This is a genomic window from Thalassolituus marinus (genome assembly GCF_020320395.1).
GTDB classification, from domain to species: Bacteria; Pseudomonadota; Gammaproteobacteria; order Pseudomonadales; family Oceanobacteraceae; genus Venatoribacter; species Venatoribacter marinus.
Map to the genome: position 1 here is coordinate 29,834 of NZ_JAEDAH010000043.1, position 18,969 is coordinate 48,802.

The 18,969-nt window shown below is 54.0% G+C and carries 22 protein-coding genes; 4 read left to right on the plus strand and 18 right to left on the minus strand.

Annotated elements, in window-relative coordinates; translation table 11 throughout:
* Window positions 1-9 precede the first annotated feature (9 nt).
* The 16 genes from nirJ to I9W95_RS08915 form a co-directional block, all read right to left on the minus strand.
* Window positions 10-1,182: a heme d1 biosynthesis radical SAM protein NirJ gene (gene nirJ, locus I9W95_RS08840; protein WP_225673974.1), complete on the minus strand. Its 1,173-nt coding sequence runs from the start codon at window positions 1,180-1,182 to the stop codon at window positions 10-12.
* 12 nt (window positions 1,183-1,194) lie between these two features.
* Window positions 1,195-1,710: a siroheme decarboxylase subunit beta gene (ahbB, locus tag I9W95_RS08845; protein ID WP_225673976.1), complete on the minus strand. Its 516-nt coding sequence runs from the start codon at window positions 1,708-1,710 to the stop codon at window positions 1,195-1,197.
* Entirely contained in the window at window positions 1,685-2,155 is a 471-nt protein-coding gene (locus tag I9W95_RS08850; protein ID WP_225673978.1) for an AsnC family transcriptional regulator, read from the minus strand. Before I9W95_RS08850 ends, ahbB (I9W95_RS08845) begins: the two co-directional genes overlap by 26 nt.
* Window positions 2,145-2,657, minus strand: a complete 513-nt coding sequence (gene ahbB, locus I9W95_RS08855; RefSeq protein ID WP_225673980.1) for a siroheme decarboxylase subunit beta — start codon at window positions 2,655-2,657, stop codon at window positions 2,145-2,147. The genes I9W95_RS08850 and ahbB (I9W95_RS08855) overlap by 11 nt, the downstream gene beginning before the upstream one ends.
* Window positions 2,635-3,129 (minus strand): Lrp/AsnC family transcriptional regulator, encoded by a 495-nt coding sequence (locus I9W95_RS08860; protein WP_225673982.1) that lies wholly within the window; start codon window positions 3,127-3,129, stop codon window positions 2,635-2,637. Before I9W95_RS08860 ends, ahbB (I9W95_RS08855) begins: the two co-directional genes overlap by 23 nt.
* Window positions 3,130-3,138: 9 nt before the next feature.
* Window positions 3,139-4,338 carry a cytochrome D1 domain-containing protein gene (locus tag I9W95_RS08865; protein WP_318653603.1) on the minus strand — a complete coding sequence of 400 codons (1,200 nt, stop codon included), beginning with the start codon at window positions 4,336-4,338 and terminating at the stop codon, window positions 3,139-3,141.
* The gene (locus tag I9W95_RS08870; RefSeq protein WP_225673984.1) at window positions 4,338-4,667 is read right to left on the minus strand and encodes a c-type cytochrome; all 330 of its coding nucleotides are present in this window, start codon (window positions 4,665-4,667) and stop codon (window positions 4,338-4,340) included. The genes I9W95_RS08865 and I9W95_RS08870 overlap by 1 nt, the downstream gene beginning before the upstream one ends.
* A 169-nt stretch (window positions 4,668-4,836) precedes the next feature.
* Complete coding sequence (locus tag I9W95_RS08875; protein ID WP_225673986.1) at window positions 4,837-5,214, minus strand: putative zinc-binding protein; 378 nt, start codon at window positions 5,212-5,214, stop codon at window positions 4,837-4,839.
* 158 nt (window positions 5,215-5,372) lie between these two features.
* Complete coding sequence (locus I9W95_RS08880) at window positions 5,373-5,690, minus strand: c-type cytochrome (protein WP_225673988.1); 318 nt, start codon at window positions 5,688-5,690, stop codon at window positions 5,373-5,375.
* Between the two features lie 30 nt (window positions 5,691-5,720).
* A complete protein-coding gene (locus I9W95_RS08885) occupies window positions 5,721-5,996 on the minus strand; it encodes a cytochrome C oxidase subunit IV family protein (RefSeq protein ID WP_225673990.1) in 276 nt (91 codons plus the stop codon).
* A gap of 2 nt (window positions 5,997-5,998) precedes the next feature.
* The gene (locus I9W95_RS08890) at window positions 5,999-6,586 is read right to left on the minus strand and encodes a cytochrome c oxidase subunit 3 (RefSeq protein WP_225673992.1); all 588 of its coding nucleotides are present in this window, start codon (window positions 6,584-6,586) and stop codon (window positions 5,999-6,001) included.
* A complete protein-coding gene (locus I9W95_RS18495) occupies window positions 6,583-8,421 on the minus strand; it encodes a nitric oxide reductase activation protein NorD (RefSeq protein ID WP_225673994.1) in 1,839 nt (612 codons plus the stop codon). Before I9W95_RS18495 ends, I9W95_RS08890 begins: the two co-directional genes overlap by 4 nt.
* Before the next feature lie 4 nt (window positions 8,422-8,425).
* Entirely contained in the window at window positions 8,426-9,313 is an 888-nt protein-coding gene (locus I9W95_RS08900; RefSeq protein ID WP_225673996.1) for a 4Fe-4S binding protein, read from the minus strand.
* A 34-nt stretch (window positions 9,314-9,347) separates the two neighbouring features.
* The gene (locus tag I9W95_RS08905; protein ID WP_225673998.1) at window positions 9,348-10,751 is read right to left on the minus strand and encodes a cbb3-type cytochrome c oxidase subunit I; all 1,404 of its coding nucleotides are present in this window, start codon (window positions 10,749-10,751) and stop codon (window positions 9,348-9,350) included.
* Window positions 10,752-10,790: 39 nt separating this feature from the next.
* Window positions 10,791-11,237, minus strand: coding sequence for a c-type cytochrome (locus I9W95_RS08910; protein ID WP_225674000.1), 447 nt, complete (start codon window positions 11,235-11,237; stop codon window positions 10,791-10,793).
* 20 nt (window positions 11,238-11,257) lie between these two features.
* Window positions 11,258-12,088, minus strand: a complete 831-nt coding sequence (locus tag I9W95_RS08915) for a CbbQ/NirQ/NorQ/GpvN family protein (protein WP_225674002.1) — start codon at window positions 12,086-12,088, stop codon at window positions 11,258-11,260.
* Window positions 12,089-12,541: 453 nt separating this feature from the next.
* Between I9W95_RS08915 and I9W95_RS08920 the strand changes: the two genes are divergently transcribed.
* Window positions 12,542-14,245: a nitrite reductase gene (locus I9W95_RS08920; RefSeq protein WP_318653604.1), complete on the plus strand. Its 1,704-nt coding sequence runs from the start codon at window positions 12,542-12,544 to the stop codon at window positions 14,243-14,245.
* Window positions 14,246-14,283: 38 nt separating this feature from the next.
* On the opposite strand, the gene norR is transcribed toward I9W95_RS08920, so the two are convergent.
* Complete coding sequence (gene norR / locus I9W95_RS08925; RefSeq protein ID WP_225674005.1) at window positions 14,284-15,816, minus strand: nitric oxide reductase transcriptional regulator NorR; 1,533 nt, start codon at window positions 15,814-15,816, stop codon at window positions 14,284-14,286.
* Between the two features lie 155 nt (window positions 15,817-15,971).
* Here norR and ytfE point away from each other — a divergent pair, with 155 nt between their 5' ends.
* Together ytfE and I9W95_RS08935 are read left to right on the plus strand one after the other, a co-directional pair.
* Window positions 15,972-16,655, plus strand: a complete 684-nt coding sequence (ytfE, locus tag I9W95_RS08930) for an iron-sulfur cluster repair protein YtfE (protein ID WP_225674007.1) — start codon at window positions 15,972-15,974, stop codon at window positions 16,653-16,655.
* A gap of 210 nt (window positions 16,656-16,865) precedes the next feature.
* On the plus strand, window positions 16,866-17,270 hold the full coding sequence (locus I9W95_RS08935) for a ribonucleotide reductase subunit alpha (RefSeq protein ID WP_225674009.1): 405 nt from the start codon (window positions 16,866-16,868) through the stop codon (window positions 17,268-17,270).
* 27 nt (window positions 17,271-17,297) lie between these two features.
* Here I9W95_RS08935 and ubiT read toward each other — a convergent pair whose 3' ends face one another.
* On the minus strand, window positions 17,298-17,780 hold the full coding sequence (gene ubiT / locus I9W95_RS08940; protein WP_225674011.1) for a ubiquinone anaerobic biosynthesis accessory factor UbiT: 483 nt from the start codon (window positions 17,778-17,780) through the stop codon (window positions 17,298-17,300).
* A 190-nt stretch (window positions 17,781-17,970) separates the two neighbouring features.
* Between ubiT and ubiU the strand changes: the two genes are divergently transcribed.
* Window positions 17,971-18,966: a ubiquinone anaerobic biosynthesis protein UbiU gene (gene ubiU / locus I9W95_RS08945; protein WP_225674013.1), complete on the plus strand. Its 996-nt coding sequence runs from the start codon at window positions 17,971-17,973 to the stop codon at window positions 18,964-18,966.
* Window positions 18,967-18,969: the final 3 nt, after the last annotated feature.

Here is an 18,969-nt window from a genome sequence, read left to right on the forward strand (position 1 = left end):
CTCCGCAACTCAGGCCTGCAGCAGTGGAATCTGCTGTGGGCCATCTGGGTTAATTTCTTCGTCGGTCAGGTAGCAGGCAGGGTCTTCAGCCCAGGGATTACCGGTAAGCTGATAGGCGCGTACACGGGTATTGCCACCACAGATATCCAGGTACTGACAGCTGGCGCAGCGTCCTTCGACCGGGCGCGGGGTCTGGCGCAGGCCAAGCATCAGCGGGTCCTGAGTGTCGCGCCAGATACTGCTGAAGGCCTGCTGGCGCACGTTGCCAAGGTGATGGTTCCACCAGAAGGTGTCGGGGTGAACGTTGCCGAGGTTGTCGATGTTGGCGATGTTTACCCCGGATGAGTTGCCGCCCCAGTGCACCAGTTTCTGGCGCTGCAGCTCTGCCCGCTGTGGATAGTGCTCGCGTGCCCACTGCAGCAGCCAGATGGCGTCGGCGTCGTTGTTGCCGGTTACGTATTCGCGGCTTTTTCCCGCTTTCAGTTCGGCGTGGCAGCGGTCAAACAGCGCAGTCATGGCATCGCGGGTGGTGCGGCTGAAGGCGTCCTGCTTGCGGTTCTTGTTACCCCGGCCGGCATAGTTGAGGTGTGACAGATAGAATTTATCCACATCCAGCCGGTCCATCAGGTCCAGCATGCCCGGCAATTGCGGGGCGTTTTCTTCGGTCAGGGTAAAGCGCCCGCCAACGCGGATGCCGTGTTCGCGGCACAGCATCATGGCGTCCAGCGAGGCGCGGTAGGCACCTTTCATTTGCCGGAAGCGGTCGTGGGTTTCTTCGTCACCATCGAGGCTGATGCCAACATAGTCAAAGCCGGCGCTGGCGATGGCGTGAATATTGTCCTGATTAATCAGTGTGCCGTTGGTGGACAGGCCGACGTAAAAACCCAGTTCGCGCGCTTTGTGGGCGATGTCGTAAATATCGGGGCGCATCAGGGGTTCGCCGCCGGACAGGATCAGGGCAGGCACTCTGAACTGACGCAGGTCTTCCAGCGTGCGGAACACTTCTTCAGTCGTCAGCTCGCCGCGGAAGTGGGTGTCCGCCGAGGTGGAGTAGCAGTGTTTGCAGGTCAGGTTGCAGCGACGGATCAGGTTCCAGATCACCACCGGGCCTGGCGGCTTGCGGGCGGGTGGCAGTGGCTGGCCGGACATCAGCCATTCCATCTGTTGGGTCAGTCGGAACATAGGAACCTCCGGTTATTGGTTGGTGGCCGTCAGGCGCAGGCCGGTTTTTTTCAGAATGGCGCTGCTGAACAGCACATCGTGGCTGAGGCAGCTGTCACCCAGCAGAGTCTTTATCTGTTGCAGCAGTTCATCGACCTGCGCGCGGCTGGTGCCGTGCACCATGGCGAACAGGTTATAAGGCCATTCTGTGCCGTGGGTCGGGCGCTGGTAGCAGTGACTGACCCAGCCACTGGCAGCCAGCCGCTGTCCGGCCTGTTGCAGCTGATCTGGTTTTATCTGCCAGACGCTCATGCCGTTAAAGCGGTAGCCGATGGCGTAATGATTCGGCACCAGAGCGATGCGGCGGATAACGCCGCTGTCCTGCATCTGTTGCAGCGCGCTGAGTACCTCTGCTTCTGTTACCGCAAGCTGTTCGGCCAGCGTCTGGTAAGGGTGTTCGGTAAGCGGCAGGCCATGCTGGGTGATGTGCATCAGCTGTCGCTGCAGGGGGCTGAGTGTCGGCTCAGACGGGGAGGTAGAGCTGCACATGAAATTCCTGCTCCTTGGGAAAGTTAAGCATGCGGCAACCTGTGGCCAGCTCCAGTTCCTGCAGAACCTGTGGCACGTCTTGCGGACGCTCGCAGGCGAGTACAAACCAGATATTGAGCCGGTGATCGCGGCGGTAGTTGTGAGCGACTTCATGACGGGCGTTGATGATGGATACCACGCGGTCAAAGTCGTCCTCATCCGCATGGGTGGCCACCAGAGTGAAAGCGCCGCCGGCCCGTTCGATCTGGAACATGGGGCCAAAACGGCTGGCCAGTCCGCTGTCCAGAAACTGGCTGATGCGCTGCAGGATGTCGCTGCTGCTGGTGCCCAGTTCTTCTGCCAGCGCCTGATAAGGAGCGTGGCACAATGGCAATCCGTGTTGCAGACGGTTGATCAGCTGGCGGTTCAGTGGGTCGGCCAGCAGCAGTTGCTGATCAGTGGCCATAATGGTTGTCTCCACTGCGTACCGGCCGGAAATAACTGCCACCGCATTGTTTGAATTGACGGCGACTGAACAGTACATCGTACGAAAAGGCATGCAGTTCACAGTCGTTGCGCAGGTCGTTGATGGCCTGCAGTACCTGATCCCGTTCACGGCCGTGAATCATGCAGAACAGGTTATAGGGCCACTGTGGCCGGCGCGGGCGGCGGTAGCACAGGTTTACCTGGCCGGTGGCGGCGATGCGCTGACCCAGTTCATCGACCAGATGACCCGGCACGTCGAATACCACCATGGCATTGGCCTGATAACCGAGTTTGTGGTGATCAGCGATAGCGCCCATGCGGCGTATCAGGCCTTCCTGTTGCCAGCGCTGAATCAGCTGGTAAACCGTGGCTTCATCGCTGCCAACCTGACGCGCCAGTTGTTCGTAAGGGCGGCTGTGGATCGGCAGCCCCTGTTGCAACAGAAATTTCAGCTGCTGCTCAATGCTGTGTTGCGGATTCATGCTGACTCCTTGTCCATTGCAGTGGGAACCCCAGATTGATGTGGTAAGACTGCTCCATAGGCAGAATCAGTACCGGCCATGGATGGCAGGCGCAGATTTCCTGCAGTTTCAGTTGCAGCTGTTGTTCGCTGCTGGCGGTCAGGACAAACCACAGGTTGTACTGGTGTTCGCGCTCGTAATTGTGATTGAGACCGGCAAAGGCGTTGAGACGCAGGGCCTCTTCTTCCAGTTTGCCGGCGTCGACGGCCATGGCCACCAGGGTGCTGGCCCCAGCGCGCTGGTGGTCAAACACCGGACCAAAACGTTTAACCACGCCATACTCGAGCAGCTGATTAAGCGCATTAATGACATCGGTTTCGCTGCAGTTAAGTGCCGTGGCCATATCGGCAAACGGCGTCAGCGAGGCTGGCAGGCTTTGCTGATAAAGGTCGAGAATGGCTTTCTGCAGTTCGCTCAGAGGTGGGTGCTGCATGCTCATCTCCTACAGGCCGGTCACGTGGGCGCGGCGGGTGAGGAATATACCGCTCGGGCTTTTAACCGGCAGGGTAGCCAGCTTCTGGTGAGTACGGGTGTCATACAGCTGCACCTCATTCAGGTCGCGTACGGATACCCAGACCTGTTCACCGCGGGGTGAAAATTCCATATGCAAAACGGCCGGGCCGGGTTGCAGTGTCTCGGTAATGGCCAGTGTTTCGGCGTCGATAATCTGAATCTGGCCATTATCCGGATGGGCAAATGACACCCAGATTTCGCGGTTATCCGGGCGTGACATCACGAATACCGGCTGGCCGGCCACCGGAATATGAGCCACCTGCTGCCAGCTGCCGGCGTCGATCACCAGCACCTGATGACGGCCGACGCCCGGTACAAACAGGTAGTTTCCGGCCTGGGCCCAGCCTTCCAGGTGCGGCATTTTGTACACAGGCAACGCCTGGTCTTTATCGCCATAGTCCGGCAGTACCCGCACCGGTGCCTGATCGTCGTGCCACAGATCAAGGCGCGCCATACCCGGCTCGCCGAACAGACCGGCAACGTAGTAATGACCATTGGCGGTAATCAGGGCGTCGTATGGATTTTTGCCAATCTGAGCATGGCGCTTGATGCTGAATTGGCCATCGGCTGCGAAATGAGAGAAGTCGGCAATCTGCATCTCAGCGCCATCAAACAGGCTGAACACAAAACGATTACCGGGAGCATCGACCAGTCCCACGGTTTTGGATAATTTCTGTTGTCCGCTGGCGTCGGTGTAGGTGGCCGGAATATCGGCTACCAGCTCCAGCGTATCGGCACTGAATACGCGCACACCGCCCGGAGTGTAGTTGGAGACGGCAATCAGACTGCCGTCCTGCGAGATGGCTCCACCAATGCTGTTACCGCCCTGAACAATGCGTTTATCAATCTGCCCCTGCAGTATGTCGACCTTGGTGAGGCCGCCATCACGGCCAAAGACGTAGGCAAAACGTTCATCGCGTGAAAACACCACGGAGGCGTGGGATAAATCGCCAAGTCCGCTGACGGTATGCACAATGCGGCGGCTGCTGCTATTAAAAACCACCAGTTCGCCGCTTTCGCGCGCAATAATAACGCCTAGATCACCGCTGGCCTGATAACGCGTGGCTGGCGTCAGGACCGAACAGGCAGTGAGCAGGAAAAAGGCACTCGCGAGAAAAATTCGTTTCATCAGTCAGTCTCCGCTGGCAGGTGAATCAGTGTTTCCACCAGAAAATCGATATCGTCAGCCGACAGCAGTGGCTGCCACGGAGGCATGGCACTGCCGGGGATACCGTAGGTAATGATTTGCCGCAGATAAGCCGGATCGGAGCTGCGGATCTGGCCGGGCAGAAGAGAAGGGCCAAGGCCGCCTTTCAGGGTCATGCCATGACAGGAACCGCAATCATGGCGCAGTAAATGAACCAGCTGCTGCTGGCGCACCTCCGGCAGTTCTGACTGTGCAGCGGGTATCACCGCCATCAGTACAGCAAAGAACAAAAGACATTTTCCCTGGTGCATTGCCCTATCCATCATCGGACGAAAATCATATCCGGATGCTAGCTAATTCATAACGCACTTATGGTGACACAGCTCAAATGCAGCCAGCTCGCTGCTGGTGCTGTATGGGTAGAGAAAATACCTATTAATTTCCGGCAGTTACTGAAGCGAATTAATAAAAAATTAAAAATCATTCAGTCGATGACTGATATTCGGGCCGGTTCAGGAGCAGACCGGCGATAACCTGTTGCTCTGTAACGTCTGAGTACTCTTCATCAGCGTGTTTTTTCAGCCCGAGATCAGACAGCAGTACATGGTTGAAGCGGGTAATGCCGGCCTTCTCCAGACAATGGCGCACGCAGGCCAGCGGGCAGCCATCGATAGCAATGATGCTTTCTGCCTGGCGGGCTTTGCGTAACAGAGGTTTTACATTGCCGCCTACTCCGGCGATACACGACATTTCTGCCTGGCCGCTGCGGTCAAGGCGGACAGCGATACGGTTAGCCAGCTGTGCAACCTGGGAACAGCCTGAGCAGGAATAAACCAGTGGCAGGGTATTTTTTGCCATAAAAGTTATCCTAAATTAAAACCTGTTGTCAGGGTGTCTGGCGTTTTTCCGCTTGGCAATGAGGGGATTTACGACGGGCAGGGGAATTAACGAAATAACGGTTAATGTCTACCTATTTGTGAGTATGTGGCGGTATTGCTACCGCCACACATCAGGTCTTACTTGTGTGCCTGGCTGTTGAAGTACGCGGCCAGATCTGCGATGTCGGCATCGCTCAGAGTTTTGGCCATAGGTGCCATAATGGCGGCATTGCCACCGGTACGCTGACCGTCACGGTAGGCTTTCAGTGCAGCTTCCAGATAAGCCGGATGCTGACCTGCCAGTTTCGGATACATAGGCACCATACTGTTACCATCGACACCATGACAGGCGGCACATACGCCGGATTTTGCTTTGCCTGCTGCGGCGTCGGCAGCGATGGCACCATTGGACAGTAAGGCACCTGCAAGCGCAGTAATCACGATAAGATTTTTCATCTTCTTTCTCCTTGTTTTGCCGCAAGCGGCTTATGACTGCCACAGGGCAGCTGTTGTAACAGCAGATGTTGTCAGCAGCAGCCACAACATCAGCATTCTTCTGAGCATGGGCGGTGCATGCTTCAGTTCCATAAAATCATTAATAATCCAGATGCCTTTCAGTAAAGCTGCAGCAGCTGAAAATACGATCAGCGGCAGGGCAAACAGTGCTTCATGCGGAAACAACGCCAGGGTCAGAGTCAGCATACACATGATCAGCCAGCGCCAGCGCAGCGCAGTTGTTGCTGTCGTTACACCGCTTTTCATGTTCATCCCCGCATAAAGTAAAGCGCCGGAAACAATACGATCCACACCAGGTCCACCATGTGCCAGTAGGCAGCAACGCTTTCACTGTGGCTGATGCTGTTTTCATTGCGCCCGTTTTTTTTAAGAGCTCTGGCGTAAATCAGCACAATGACGACTCCGGCGACGACATGCATAAAATGAAAAAAGGTGGCCAGAAAATAAAAAGTAAAAAACGCGTCGTAATGCAGGGAGTAGCCATCGCTTAATAATGACTGGTATTCCCATAGTTTGACGCTGATATAGATCATGCCTGTCAGGGCTGTGGCGATAAAAAAACGGTAAGCCAGTGGTGACTGATGACGGACGCAGATAACTGCCCGGGCCACGCAGTAGCTGCCGGAAATTAATGCCAGGGTATTAATTACACCCGCCAGCGGATGTAACACAGCCATTCCGCTTTGAAAAAGATCAGGGTGGCTGATGCGCACCAGCGCCGAACCGGCAATTAATAAGGCGAACACGCCCAGTTCAGCACACAGGAAATACCACAGAGCCATATCCCCTGGCAGATATCCTGTTTCCGGCTGCTGAATCTGTTGCTGCATGTTCATTGCAGTTTACCACTCAGGTTCAGGTACAGGCCCGGTAATATGGCTGGCAGCTGATCGGCCCGGCTCAGACGGAAATATCCCTGATGGCCGAACACGTAAGGAATGTAATCCCCGGTACTCTGATCAATGGTGACGCAATAAGTAATAATCCCGGCGCGCCGTGCTTCCAGCAATGCCATGCGGGTGTCCTCCAGTCCGTAGCGGCCTTCGTACAGATCGAGATCATTGGGTTTGCCATCGGTCAGAATCAGCAGCAGACGCTTATCTGCCGGATGGTCATTAATAATATCGCCAGCCTGACGGATGGCGGCGCCCATGCGGGTGTAATAGCCGGGTTTCAGCGCCTGAATGCGGCCGTGAATGACGTTGTTCATGGGTTCGCGGAAGTTTTTGATCATATTCAGCCGCACATGATCACGGCGGCGCGATGAAAAACCATACAGAGCAAAATTGTCCTGGCTGGCATCCAGCGCCTCGCCGAGCAGGTGCAGGCTGTCACGGATCACATCAATGACCTGGCGTTCGTTGTTGGCCCAGGCATCCGTGGATAACGACAGATCGGCCAGCACCAGGCAGGAAAGATCGCGGCCTTGTGGCTGTTGCTGCTGCCAGACCCGGGCATGGCTGCTGGCATTCCCCTGCTGGCGCTGCACCTGATGCGTGATACAGGCGTTAAGGTCGAGGGCTTGACCCTGCAGCTGATGTTTCTGCCGCAGTGGCTGCTGGCCAAACGCAGCAAACTGGCGCCGCAGGCGCCGGGCCAGTGGTTGCAAATGAGGCGGCAGCGGTGCCGCAACGGCGGCGCGTGGCAGCATGGGAATTACGCGGCAGTAATCATTCAGCAGGCGCTGTTTGCGGTAGTCCCATTCAGGGTAGAGATTGCCTGTGCTGAGCGGGATGTCGTCCTCTGCAGCGCTGGGCAGATCCAGATCCAGACGGATACGCGATGCTACGCGCCCGCGACTGGTGGACAGGGTGATGTTATCGAGATCTTCGGCGACCCGGCTGGCGTCTTCGTCGCCGGTATCGTCGCTGGCGCGGTCGAGCGGAATGAACTCGGACCAGGACAGCAGGCTCTCCAGGCGGAACAGCGTCAGACTATGACGGCTGTCCGGGTCTTCGGCGTAGCTGGCCTGACGGCGCAGACCGGCATTCTGCTGGCTGCTTCCGGCTCCCTGATCGTCACTGTCGCTGTCACGCCGTCTGACCGGTGCTGCACCACTGTTGACGGCCGGATACAGCCACAGCGGAACCGGATCCGGGTCGCCGGGGCCGTCCGGTAGCTGAGTACAGGTCCCCGGATTCTGCAAGGCCTGCACTATGGCCTGCTCGCGGACTTCGCCGCCACGACGCGGGCGGATACGTTGCCGGCGCGCGTTTGTTTCTGCGTCGACCAGACGCTGATAAACCGCGCTCAGGCCGGGGAAACGCCGCAGGCAGCGCAGCACCGCCTGTTGATTACCACTGAACCAGTTACCCTGTTCCGTCAGCGGATTGCAGGAGGCGAGCGCCGTCAGCCACAGGTAGAGGTCGCGGTTGTGGCCCTCATCCGGATACAGAGCGATTTCTGCCGGCAGATACAGGGTGTCATGGTCACGCCATGCCAATGGCCAGCGCAGTCCGGTACCGGCGATTTTCTGCAGCAGGTGGCGAGAGGAATGCACGCGGCGTTCGGCCGCCACGCGTATATTCAGGCCAGCATCCCCCCCCAGAGCCCTGAGCACCAGCGCCAGTCGCTGCTGCTCATTGGTAAGACTGGCACTGTGTTGCGGGTAGCTCAGCTGTGCCATGTGGGTTATCAGTTTGTGCCAGCGTATTCCTACGGCTTCTTCCACAGGGTTACTCCTTGCTGCGGACCGGAATCCGCGCGGAAACAGGTGCTTCGCCCTGCTGCCAGTGCAGCAGCGGGCCTGCAGGATTGTTGCGTTGCACATCATGGCAGGCACTTACACACTGGCCACATTGAGTGCAGGTAATTTTGCGTTGCTTGCGTGCCCGTGCCGGCAGGCGCATCGGGCAGGCCTGATCACAGGCGTGGCAGTCGCGGCATTCGCGGCCGCGCTGCCGCTGAAAGTGAATGACCAGAGCTTTCGGGCTGATGCTCCAGATCAGGCTCTGGAAAATGCCGACCGCACAGCCATAGCGGCAGAACCAGTGGCGTGCCAGGGTAAATTCCAGCGCAAACAGGGTGGTGGCAACCAGCAGAAAGATCAGCACATAGGGTTGCGGCTGCAGATCCCATAGCTGACGCCATATATCGAGTGGCGGCCACAGATAACTGAGCAGACTGACCGCCCACAAAAACGCGCTGGCGAAGATCCATAACGCAATTACCAGCCGTGCACCGCGGCGGGCCGCATGGCTGGGTTTTTCCCAGACGGAGCGTCGTCCCAGCCAGTGCTGCATTTTCTGATCGAGTAATTCCACCATGCTGAAATGCGGGCACAACCAGCCGCAGTAAATCCGGCCATAGCGCCAGACCAGTACGAGAAGTAATACCAGCGTGCACAGTACCGGCAGCGCCAGTCGCAGCAGCAGATTGGTGGTAACCGATGTGGCGTCCTGTCCGGCACTGGGCAGCAGATTAAGCGTCCAGTCGGAGCCAAAAATAATAAAATTTCCACGGCTCAGATCGAGGCGGAAAATATCCAGAACCGGTGCCAGCACAAACAGCAGAAAAAACAGGCTGCGCAGCAAAAGGCGGGTGGCAGGTACGCGGTTCGACATAGTGTCTGGGCCGCCGTCAGGCGGCCCGCTCCATTCAGGCGTTGGCTGCCAGGGCTGGTGCCTGGTCGCGGGTGCGACCAGCCACCAGGAAGCTCGCCAGGTACATGAATACGCCCACGGTAAATGCCATGCCGGCTACCAGGCGCGCCCAGTAAACCGGCACGATCAGGTCCTGAGTCGCCATAAAGCCAATGGCAATACCATCCGCCGGTACGCGTTGCTGCATCACCTGAATGACGCCGGCTGCGGTCAGCAGTAAGGTAATGGCAAGCATTGACAGACACATGACCCAGATCGAGGCAATTTCCACCTTTTGCGCCGCAGGGCTGTTGCTCTGACGACCATTCAGTTGTGGCCAGGCGAAGGAGATAATTGCCAGCACAATCATGACGTAGGCGCCGAAGAACGCCAGGTGGCCGTGGGCTGCGGTAATTTGTGAACCATGAGTGTAATAATTCACCGGTGCCAGGGTATGAATAAAGCCCCATACGCCTGCACCGAGGAAAGCCATAATGGTACAGGCCGATGCCCAGGTCATTGCCGCTTTATTCGGATGTTCGCGACGACGCTGTTTGATCATGCTGAAGGCAAACACCATCATCATAAAGAACGGCAGAGGTTCAATGGCGGAGAAGACAGAGCCAATCCATAACCAGTAATCCGGTGTGCCTATGTAGAAGTAATGGTGGCCGGTACCGAGAATACCGCTGATCAGTGCCATGCCGATGATCAGGTACAGCCATTTTTCCACCACTTCACGGTCGACGCCGGTGGTTTTGATCAGAATAAAGGCCAGGATGCTGCCCAGAATCAGTTCCCACACGCCTTCCACCCACAGATGCACAACCCACCACCAGAAATACTTATCCAGAGTCAGTGAGCTTGGGTTGTAGAACGAGAACAGAAAAAATACGGCCAGACCCAGCAGACCAGTGATCAGGACCATATTAATAACGGTTTTTCGTCCGCGCAAAATGGTCATGCCGACGTTAAACAGGAAGCCCAGGGCAACAATCACAATTCCCACTTTGGTAATGGTGGGTTGTTCAAGAAATTCACGCCCCATGGTTGGCAATATGTCGTTGCCTGTAATTTCTGCCAGTGTGGCATAAGGCACGGAGAGATAACCGATAATGGTCAGAGTACCGGCGATGGCGTAGGCCCAGAACAGAATCCACGCCAGTTTCGGACTGAACAGTTCGCACTGGGTTTCTTCAGGAACCAGATAGTAAGTTGCACCCATAAAGCCGCACAGCAACCACACAATCAGCAGGTTGGTGTGCACCATGCGCGCAACGTTAAAAGGAATTTCGGGGAAAAGAAAGTCGCCGATGATGTACTGTGTGCCGAGAATCAGACCAAATACAATCTGACCGATAAACAGCAGTATGGCAAAGGCGAAGTATGGTTTGGCAACCGCCTGACTTTGATACTTCATGGTTTACGTCCTTAATTAAATAACACTGGTTTCCACGGATTAACCTTCGATGCCTGGTGGCCAGTCATTGGTGTTAATGCGTGATGTCCAGATTAAAAATTCGGCAAGATCGTTCAGTTCTTCATCGTTGAGATGGAATTGCGGCATCTGACGACGGCCTTCAACACCGGTTGGCATGGCTTTCAGCCAGGCTGAAAAATACGCTTTGAATACTGCTTCGTTTTCCATACCACGGCGTTTAAATACGTTGCCCAGTTCCGGCGCAAAATAAGCACCTTCACCCAACAGTGTGTGGCAGCCGATACAGTTGTTCTCTTCCCAGAGTGCCTTGCCGTGGGCGACCTGTGCTGTCAGCTGATCGCGGTTTTCGCGCTTGGGCAAAACCGTGACAGTATCAAAAGTGAGTGCGACGAAGAGCAAAAAGAAAAATGCGCCTCCGCCGTAGTAAATGTTGCGGGCCATGCCCTTGGTAAAACGTTCCGACATAATATTTCCTCTTCTTGAGCTTAAACACGGTGCTCCGCAGGCATCGGAAAATGCGCGCGGATAACATCTTCAATGGCTTCCTGCGTCGATGGGTCATCACTCAGGGTTTCGGTCAGAGCGGCGCGACAGGCAGAGGCGTGACTCAGGCCGCTGTTGATCAGTTGCGCGCACAGAATTAACAGGCGTGTGGAAGGGGCTTCTTCAAGGTCGCTGTCGCGCAGACTGCGCAATGCCTGCGCGGCCATTACCAGGCCATGAGCAATCTCCTGAGAAATACCGGTTTCATGGCATACGATTCTGACTTCCTGTGCCGTATCCGGGTAATCAAAGGACAGGCTGACAAAGCGCTGGCGGGTGCTGGGTTTCAGGCCTTTCATCAGGTTGCGGTAACCCGGGTTATAAGACATCACCAGCATAAAGCCCGGTGCTGCCTGTAAGCGTTCACCGGTACCGTCGAGAGGCAGGATGCGCCGGTCGTCGGTCAGTGGGTGAATAACCACGGTTGTATCTTTGCGTGCTTCAATGACTTCATCCAGATAACAGATGGCGCCTTCGCGCACGGCACGGGTCAGTGGGCCGTCCTGCCAGAAGGTGCCGTCTTTACCGATCAGGAAGCGGCCAATCAGATCGGCAGCGGTGAGATCGTCATGACAGGCCACTGTATAAAGTGGCCGATTTAAGCGGCTGGCCATGTGCTCAACAAAGCGGGTTTTTCCACAGCCGGTGGGGCCTTTTATCATGACAGGTAACTGGTTTTTACTGGCATGAAGAAATACATCAACTTCATTGCCTTGTGGGCAATAGAAACGTTCTTGATGGTTATTTTGGTGATGCTTATCGGCAATATTCATGGCTTTTCCGCAGCCGGTATATAGGCGTGCAATGCTGGTATTTTTAACCAGATCTATAAATACCGAATCATGGGCATGAGTGTACCCATTAATGGGTATCGGTGAGATTTCGTGGTTATTTTAACCGGATTTGATCTTGTTTTAATTTTAACGGTTTATTTTAAGTTATTGAAAAACAACAACTTTTGTTTTCTTCTTGTTTTGGTTCATATTGTTCGTTGGTTGTTTTTACCTTTTAATGGTTTTATTTACCATGCATATAAAAAATGAAAAATAATGATTTAACTTATCTGAAATAGTTGACCTGATAATTCGTTGATCTGTATCAGTTCTAATATTGCCTGAGGCACTAGGATCTTTTTACAGATGAGGTGCGGCTGGCCGGAGCGTATTTTTACCGTCGGTCAGTAGTAGGGTACTGGATTACATTACAAGCACGAGAGAGGAAGAATCATGAAATTTCTGAAGCATCCGTTGTGCGTGGTTGCAGCGACATTCAGTCTGGCGGTGGCTGCGGCCCCGAATCCGGAAAATGCCAATGCAGCGTATCAGGGAGAAGCATCGGCAGTTGATCCTGCCAGTCTGCGCGTGGTGCACAGCGAAGGGGCGCCGGATCTGACAGAAGATGAATTCGCGCAAGCGAAAGAGATCTACTTTCAGCGTTGTGCCGGGTGCCATGGTGTATTACGTAAAGGAGCAACCGGCAAGCCGCTGACACCGGATATTACCCAGGAGCGCGGTCTGCCCTATCTGGAAGCACTGATCAATTACGGTTCGCCGGCGGGGATGCCGAACTGGGGGTCATCCGGCGAATTTACCCCGGAACAGGTCACGCTGATGGCCAAGTACGTGATGCATGAGCCACCAACACCTCCTGAGTGGGGGATGGAAAAGATGCGTGAGTCCTGGAAGGTTCTGGTGAAACCTGAGGATCGTCCTAAGAAACAGCTTAACAAGCTGAACCTGCCAAACCTGTTTTCCGTTACCTTGCGTGATGACGGCAAGATTGCGCTGATTGATGGTGATACCAAGAAAATTGTAACCACCATTGAAACTGGTTACGCCGTACATATTTCCCGCTTGTCGGCATCAGGGCGCTATCTGTTTGTGATTGGCCGTGATGCCAGAATCGATATGATCGACCTGTGGCCTAAGACACCAGCCCGGGTGGCTGAGATTAAAGTTGGTCTGGAAGCGCGTTCTGTTGAGACCTCCAAGTACGAGGGCTTTGAGGATAAATACGCCATCGCTGGTTCCTACTGGCCGCCACAATACACCATCATGGACGGTGAAACTCTGGAGCCAATTAAAATTGTTTCCACCCGTGGCATGACAGTGGATAAGCAGGAGTACCATCCAGAGCCACGTGTTGCGGCGATTATCGCATCGCACGAGCATCCGGAGTTTATCGTTAACGTGAAGGAAACCGGCAAAGTTCTGCTGGTGAACTATGAAGATATCGACAACCTGAGCGTGACAGAAATCGGTACAGCACCTTTCCTGCACGATGGTGGCTGGGACGTTTCTCACCGTTACTTCCTGACGGCGGCCAACCAGTCCAACAAAGTGGCGGTTATCGATTCGAAAGAACGTAAGATGGCCGCTCTGATTGATGTAGGTAAGATTCCGCATCCGGGGCGCGGTGCTAACTTTGTACACCCGGAATTTGGACCGGTGTGGGCAACCAGTCACCTGGGGGATGACAGTATTTCCCTGATTGGTACTGACCCGGATAAGCATGCGGATAACGCCTGGAAAGTGGTTAAAGTTCTGAAGGGGCAGGGTGGTGGATCGCTGTTTATTAAAACGCATCCGAAGTCAGATCACCTGTATCTGGATACACCATTTAACCCGGTAGCCAGCGTCAGTCAGTCGATCGCGGTCTTTGATATCAAAAATCTTGATAAAGGCTATACCGTACTGCCGATTGCTGAATGGGCCGGCCTGAAAGATGGATCGCGCCGTGTTGTTCAGCCGGAGTTCAATGCCGAAGGTAACGAAGTCTGGTTCTCGGTTTGGAACGGTAAGGAAGAAGAGTCAGCCATTGTAGTGGTCGATGATAAAACGCTGAAGCTTAAGAAGGTAATTAAGGATAAGCGTCTGATTACTCCTACCGGTAAATTCAACGTTAAAAACACCCAGCACGATATTTACTGAGTGTATTAAAAAGGAAGCCCGGATTATTCCGGGCTTTTTTATTTAATGTCGAGCTTTTGCGCCAGTTTATGCAGATTGCTTGCATCAAGGGAAAATGCCCTTGCTGTTTTGCTCCAACTGCCTTTCTGGCGTTGCAACTCACGCATAATGACTACCCGCTGGAAATACTGTACCGCTTCTTTCATTGGCATGCCCTGCGTTGCAGAAATAATGGTTTCAGCTTTGTCGTCTGACATGAATAAGGCTGAATCCACCTCTGCTATATCAAGATCCAGCAGCCGGCTGTCGAGTGTGACAATATCGTGCTTTTGCGCACCCCGGCTTAAGGCCTTAATGGCGGCGCGGCTGATGGCATGTTCCAGCTCGCGTACATTACCTGGCCAGTTGTACTGCAGAAGAGAAGCGGATGCATCGGGACTCAGCCGCAGGCTGCGCAAACCAAGACGGGCTCTGTTCTGCTCGAGAAAATACCCCGCCAGCAATGGGATGTCTTTTTCGCGCTCACGCAGTGGTGGAATCGGGACGGGATATACCGATAAACGATGATAAAGATCGGCACGGAAGGCACCGTCTTTAATCTGCCTGCGCAAGTCACGGTTAGTGGCGGCCACAATACGTACATTGACCTGCTTCAGCTTATCACTGCCGAGGCGCTGAATTTCGCCATTCTGCAGTACCCGTAGTAATTTTGCCTGAACCGGCAGAGGGAGTTCGCCAACTTCATCCAGAAAAAGTGTTCCTTTATCGGCGCTTTCAAAGCGACCTGCCCTGTCAGCTCCTGCGCCGGAAAACGCTCCTTTTACATGGCCGAACAGCTCGCTTTCTGCCAGATTTTCCGGTAGTGCTGCGCAATTAATGTATACCATAGGCCGGTTAGCCCGGTCTGATTTTCGATGCAGATAGGCAGCAAACAGTTCCTTACCCACGCCGGTCTCACCGAGCAGAAGGACAGGAAGGTCGGACATGGCAACCACATCCAGTTCATGCCGTATGGCCTTAATGGCATCTGAGTGACCAATAATGTCGCCGACTCCATCGGTATTGCCCATAACCGGATGTTCTGCAAGGCGGTTGCGTTGCAGAATGGAAATTTTTTCCTCCAGTGTATGCAGGCGGATAATCGTTTCAATAACCGGACGGCAAGTCTGAAGCTCGCTGAGCGTCTGTGTGAATGCGCCGGGGGTGAGGGAATCGAGCGTTAGCGCACCCCAGGCTTCGCCGTCACAGTAAAGTGGAATACCGATACAGTCATGCACTGGCAGGGGACTGCCGGGCTGACTTTCCAGCAGGCCATCATAGGGATCTGGCAGCGCGCTGTCTGTAGGAAAGCGCAGGCCGTCGGCGGAGGTCATAATCGCTGCCAGTCGCGGATGCTGCGCCAGCACAAAGCGTCTTCCCAGGGCTTCTTCAGCCAGACCGCATGTGGCTTCTGGCTTAAGGAAATCACCCCGTAAGCGTAACAGCACAACAGCACCACAGTTAAAATGCTGCCGTATCAGCAAAGTGATTTTTTCGTAACAGCTTGTCGTGCACTCCTCGTTCATCAGTCTGATGAGGTCGCTAATAATCATGGCTTTATTCCGGTAAAAATAACCTTTCAGTAAATATTACCCGGATTGATAATGGTTTTTTATACCCACAAATTGCCTGAAATCAGATGGTTCCTGATCTCTGTAACTGGCCTGAATTTTGCTGACTTAATATAAAAATCATAAGCGGAGATTCTATGGAAATGTTACAGCGTCCACTGTGTGAAGTGGCAACCAGCGTACCTGGTGCATCCGGTATTTTGCGCACCTTTAATATTAACTTCTGTACCCAGGGGGATGTCTCGCTTGCTCAGGCGTTGCAGTCCTGTGGCGCTGATGTGCAGGAGGTGACCGGGAAGATCCTTAGCGTGGCCGACGAAACCGATATCAAAGACTGGTCTGAATACTCAAGTAAAGAACTGATCTCATATATTCTTGAACGTTTTCACGAGCGCCACCGTCAACAGTTACCTGAGCTGATTATGCTGGCCACAAAAGTGGAACGTGTACACAGTGATTCATCGGCATGTCCGCATGGATTATCTGCTCTGTTGCGTGACGTGAAGGCGGATCTGGAAAATCACATGCAGAAAGAAGAACAGATACTGTTTCCTATGCTGGCAGGTGGCATGTATCCCGGTGGACCTATCAGTGTGATGCAGGGTGAGCACGACGATCATCTGCAAACCATTGCCGACATTCTGCGCATAACCAATGAGCTGCAGTTACCCTCAGGAGCCTGCACCAGCTGGCGCAATCTGTACCTGGGGCTTACCGGGCTGATCGACGATCTGATGGAGCACATTACACTGGAGAATTACTTCCTGTTCGTGCCCGGGCGTCAGGTCAGAGATGGTTCATGCTGCGGCTGTTGCCAGTAATCTGGCCTGAGGCCGGGTGGTATACCTCTAAATTTCCGTTGCCTGTGAATGGAGGCTGCATACACTGAAAGGGTTGCCGATGGCCCTCGACCGGATGAATCTTCCGGGGGCGTGAAAAATCTCCATTATCGCAGCATTTGAGGGTTAGGTTATGGAGAATGTAGCGGTCGGGTCATCGGGCTTATTCTGAATAAAGTTACCGGGTGAATCATGCAGATCGAAAGTTACGAAGACCTGATTATGGCAGCCATGGAGCAGCCAGAGCCTCAGCGTCTGCTCTTTGTCTTTGCAAAATCAGAAATGCCGGAAGGGTACAGCAGTGAGCAGCAGGAGCGTTTCGATCGTGGTGAGGGGGGCGTGCTGACTCCGGTGTTATGTGTAGACAAACTGCCTGGTGAGGCGATGCATTTTCACGAGCTGGTGCAAGAGTCAGAAAATACGGGTATTCACTGGGATGTAGCCTTTGTAGGCGCCATGGCTGGTCGTGCCGGTTTCCCGCCGTCATCAGATGAGGCAGGTCAGCCTCTTCAGCTGATGATGAGTAATATCAACTCGGGCATGGTTGCGCATTTGCTTACTTTTAATCGTAAGGGCGAAATGATAGCGCTGTTCTGATATCTGTCTGTTCCCGGCTGCACGCGCTTATGGTGTGTGCAGCTGGATTTTTTTCAGCAAGTGGCTGACCCTTTCCGGTAAACGTTCTGCCGGATCAATTCTGTCGAGAAGATTCTTGATTTCCAGACCCAGCTCAGTGTCGCCGGTAATCAGCAGTCGACGGTGGAAGAAAAGGGTATCCGGGTCTGCGTTGCGGTTTACGATGTCCAGTATGCTCTGTAAGTCGGCCCTGAGTCTCACTTCTTCTGCTTTTGCAGGTATGTTTACCTGTAGTTTCTTTGCGTCTGATGTCACGCTGAAGCAAAAATCGAGGTCGGGTATTTCAATACGCGCAACACGCTTATCAAGAAATGAAAAATCGCCGGATTTGATCTCTGGTTTCAGTATTCTGTTAAGCATTTTACTGATTACTGCTTTCTGAACTGAGGAAGGTGCCTTCTGGCAGAAGATACGCATGATTTTCAGCAGTGAATAGCTTATACCGGGAAGTGCACGGTTCTCAGTTGGCATGGAATAGCTCCCTGAATTAAAACAGCGTCAGCTGTATGAATCTGATCTGAGATCATAGCGCATACTAGATTGGCAGCGTTTATCGGGCAAAATCCCCTTGTGGGTATTTTTTCTTTACCCCCATGTATTTTTTGCCAATACATGCCTTAGCTCTAATATTGCGGTTGACCAATTAAAAAGAGAGCAGCTTATGGAGTTGCTTTGTCCAGCGGGAAGTCTTCCGGCTTTGAAGGCCGCGATTAATCAGGGAGCCGATGCGGTGTACGTTGGTTTGCGTGATGAGACCAATGCCCGCCATTTTGCTGGCCTGAATTTCAATAAGGATAATCTGCAGGAGGCTGTGCGTTACGTACATGCAAGTAAACGGCGGATTCACGTGGCCATCAATACGTTTGCGCATCCGGATAACTGGGCGCTTTGGCAGCAGGCGGTCGATGCCGCGGTTCATGCTGGTGTTGATGTACTGATTCTGGCGGATATTTCTTTACTGGCGTACGCCGCTGAACATCATCCCCATGTCGAAAAGCATCTGTCGGTTCAGGCCTCTGCAACCAATCCGGCGGCGATTGATTTTTACCGGCAATTTGGCATAAAGCGCGTGGTGTTGCCACGTGTTCTGTCAATGCCGCAGGTTCGTGCTCTGTCCCGTACCTGTGACATGGAGCTTGAAGTATTCGCCTTTGGCAGTCTCTGTATTATGGCGGAGGGGCGGTGCTATCTCAGTTCTTATATGACCGGCGAGTCACCCAATACCGCAGGTGCCTGTTCGCCCGCTACATTCGTACGCTGGGACGAGCAGGCCGATGGGACACTGGAGTCGCGCCTCAATGGCGTGATGATTGATCGCTTCCGTGAGGACGAGAAGGCAGGCTATCCAACCTTGTGTAAGGGCCGGTTTTCTGTTGGTGATGAGCTCTATCATGTACTGGAAGAGCCGACCAGCCTGAATACCCTGGAGTTATTGCCCGAGCTTTATCAGGAAAATATTGCCTCGCTGAAAATCGAAGGGCGGCAGCGCAGTCCCGCGTACGTGGAGAAAATTACCCGGATATGGCGTCAGGCGATTGATCTGGTGAAAGAAAGTCCGGATCACTATGCCGTGCGTGAGGAATGGAATCAGGTTGTCAGTTCGTTATCTGAAGGGTGTCAGACAACGCTCGGAGCTTATCACCGGAAGTGGAAGTAAATT

Bases quoted from the DNA above. Each gene is read 5' to 3' on its own strand.
- nirJ (WP_225673974.1), bottom strand. From the start codon at position 1,182: ATGTTCCGACTGACCCAACAGATGGAATGGCTGATGTCCGGCCAGCCA.
- ahbB (WP_225673976.1), bottom strand. From the start codon at position 1,710: ATGTGCAGCTCTACCTCCCCGTCTGAGCCGACACTCAGCCCCCTGCAG.
- I9W95_RS08850 (WP_225673978.1), bottom strand. From the start codon at position 2,155: ATGGCCACTGATCAGCAACTGCTGCTGGCCGACCCACTGAACCGCCAG.
- ahbB (WP_225673980.1), bottom strand. From the start codon at position 2,657: ATGAATCCGCAACACAGCATTGAGCAGCAGCTGAAATTTCTGTTGCAA.
- I9W95_RS08860 (WP_225673982.1), bottom strand. From the start codon at position 3,129: ATGCAGCACCCACCTCTGAGCGAACTGCAGAAAGCCATTCTCGACCTT.
- I9W95_RS08865 (WP_318653603.1), bottom strand. From the start codon at position 4,338: ATGAAACGAATTTTTCTCGCGAGTGCCTTTTTCCTGCTCACTGCCTGT.
- I9W95_RS08870 (WP_225673984.1), bottom strand. From the start codon at position 4,667: ATGCACCAGGGAAAATGTCTTTTGTTCTTTGCTGTACTGATGGCGGTG.
- I9W95_RS08875 (WP_225673986.1), bottom strand. From the start codon at position 5,214: ATGGCAAAAAATACCCTGCCACTGGTTTATTCCTGCTCAGGCTGTTCC.
- I9W95_RS08880 (WP_225673988.1), bottom strand. From the start codon at position 5,690: ATGAAAAATCTTATCGTGATTACTGCGCTTGCAGGTGCCTTACTGTCC.
- I9W95_RS08885 (WP_225673990.1), bottom strand. From the start codon at position 5,996: ATGAAAAGCGGTGTAACGACAGCAACAACTGCGCTGCGCTGGCGCTGG.
- I9W95_RS08890 (WP_225673992.1), bottom strand. From the start codon at position 6,586: ATGAACATGCAGCAACAGATTCAGCAGCCGGAAACAGGATATCTGCCA.
- I9W95_RS08900 (WP_225673996.1), bottom strand. From the start codon at position 9,313: ATGTCGAACCGCGTACCTGCCACCCGCCTTTTGCTGCGCAGCCTGTTT.
- I9W95_RS08905 (WP_225673998.1), bottom strand. From the start codon at position 10,751: ATGAAGTATCAAAGTCAGGCGGTTGCCAAACCATACTTCGCCTTTGCC.
- I9W95_RS08910 (WP_225674000.1), bottom strand. From the start codon at position 11,237: ATGTCGGAACGTTTTACCAAGGGCATGGCCCGCAACATTTACTACGGC.
- I9W95_RS08915 (WP_225674002.1), bottom strand. From the start codon at position 12,088: ATGAATATTGCCGATAAGCATCACCAAAATAACCATCAAGAACGTTTC.
- I9W95_RS08920 (WP_318653604.1), top strand. From the start codon at position 12,542: ATGAAATTTCTGAAGCATCCGTTGTGCGTGGTTGCAGCGACATTCAGT.
- norR (WP_225674005.1), bottom strand. From the start codon at position 15,816: ATGATTATTAGCGACCTCATCAGACTGATGAACGAGGAGTGCACGACA.
- ytfE (WP_225674007.1), top strand. From the start codon at position 15,972: ATGGAAATGTTACAGCGTCCACTGTGTGAAGTGGCAACCAGCGTACCT.
- I9W95_RS08935 (WP_225674009.1), top strand. From the start codon at position 16,866: ATGCAGATCGAAAGTTACGAAGACCTGATTATGGCAGCCATGGAGCAG.
- ubiT (WP_225674011.1), bottom strand. From the start codon at position 17,780: ATGCCAACTGAGAACCGTGCACTTCCCGGTATAAGCTATTCACTGCTG.
- ubiU (WP_225674013.1), top strand. From the start codon at position 17,971: ATGGAGTTGCTTTGTCCAGCGGGAAGTCTTCCGGCTTTGAAGGCCGCG.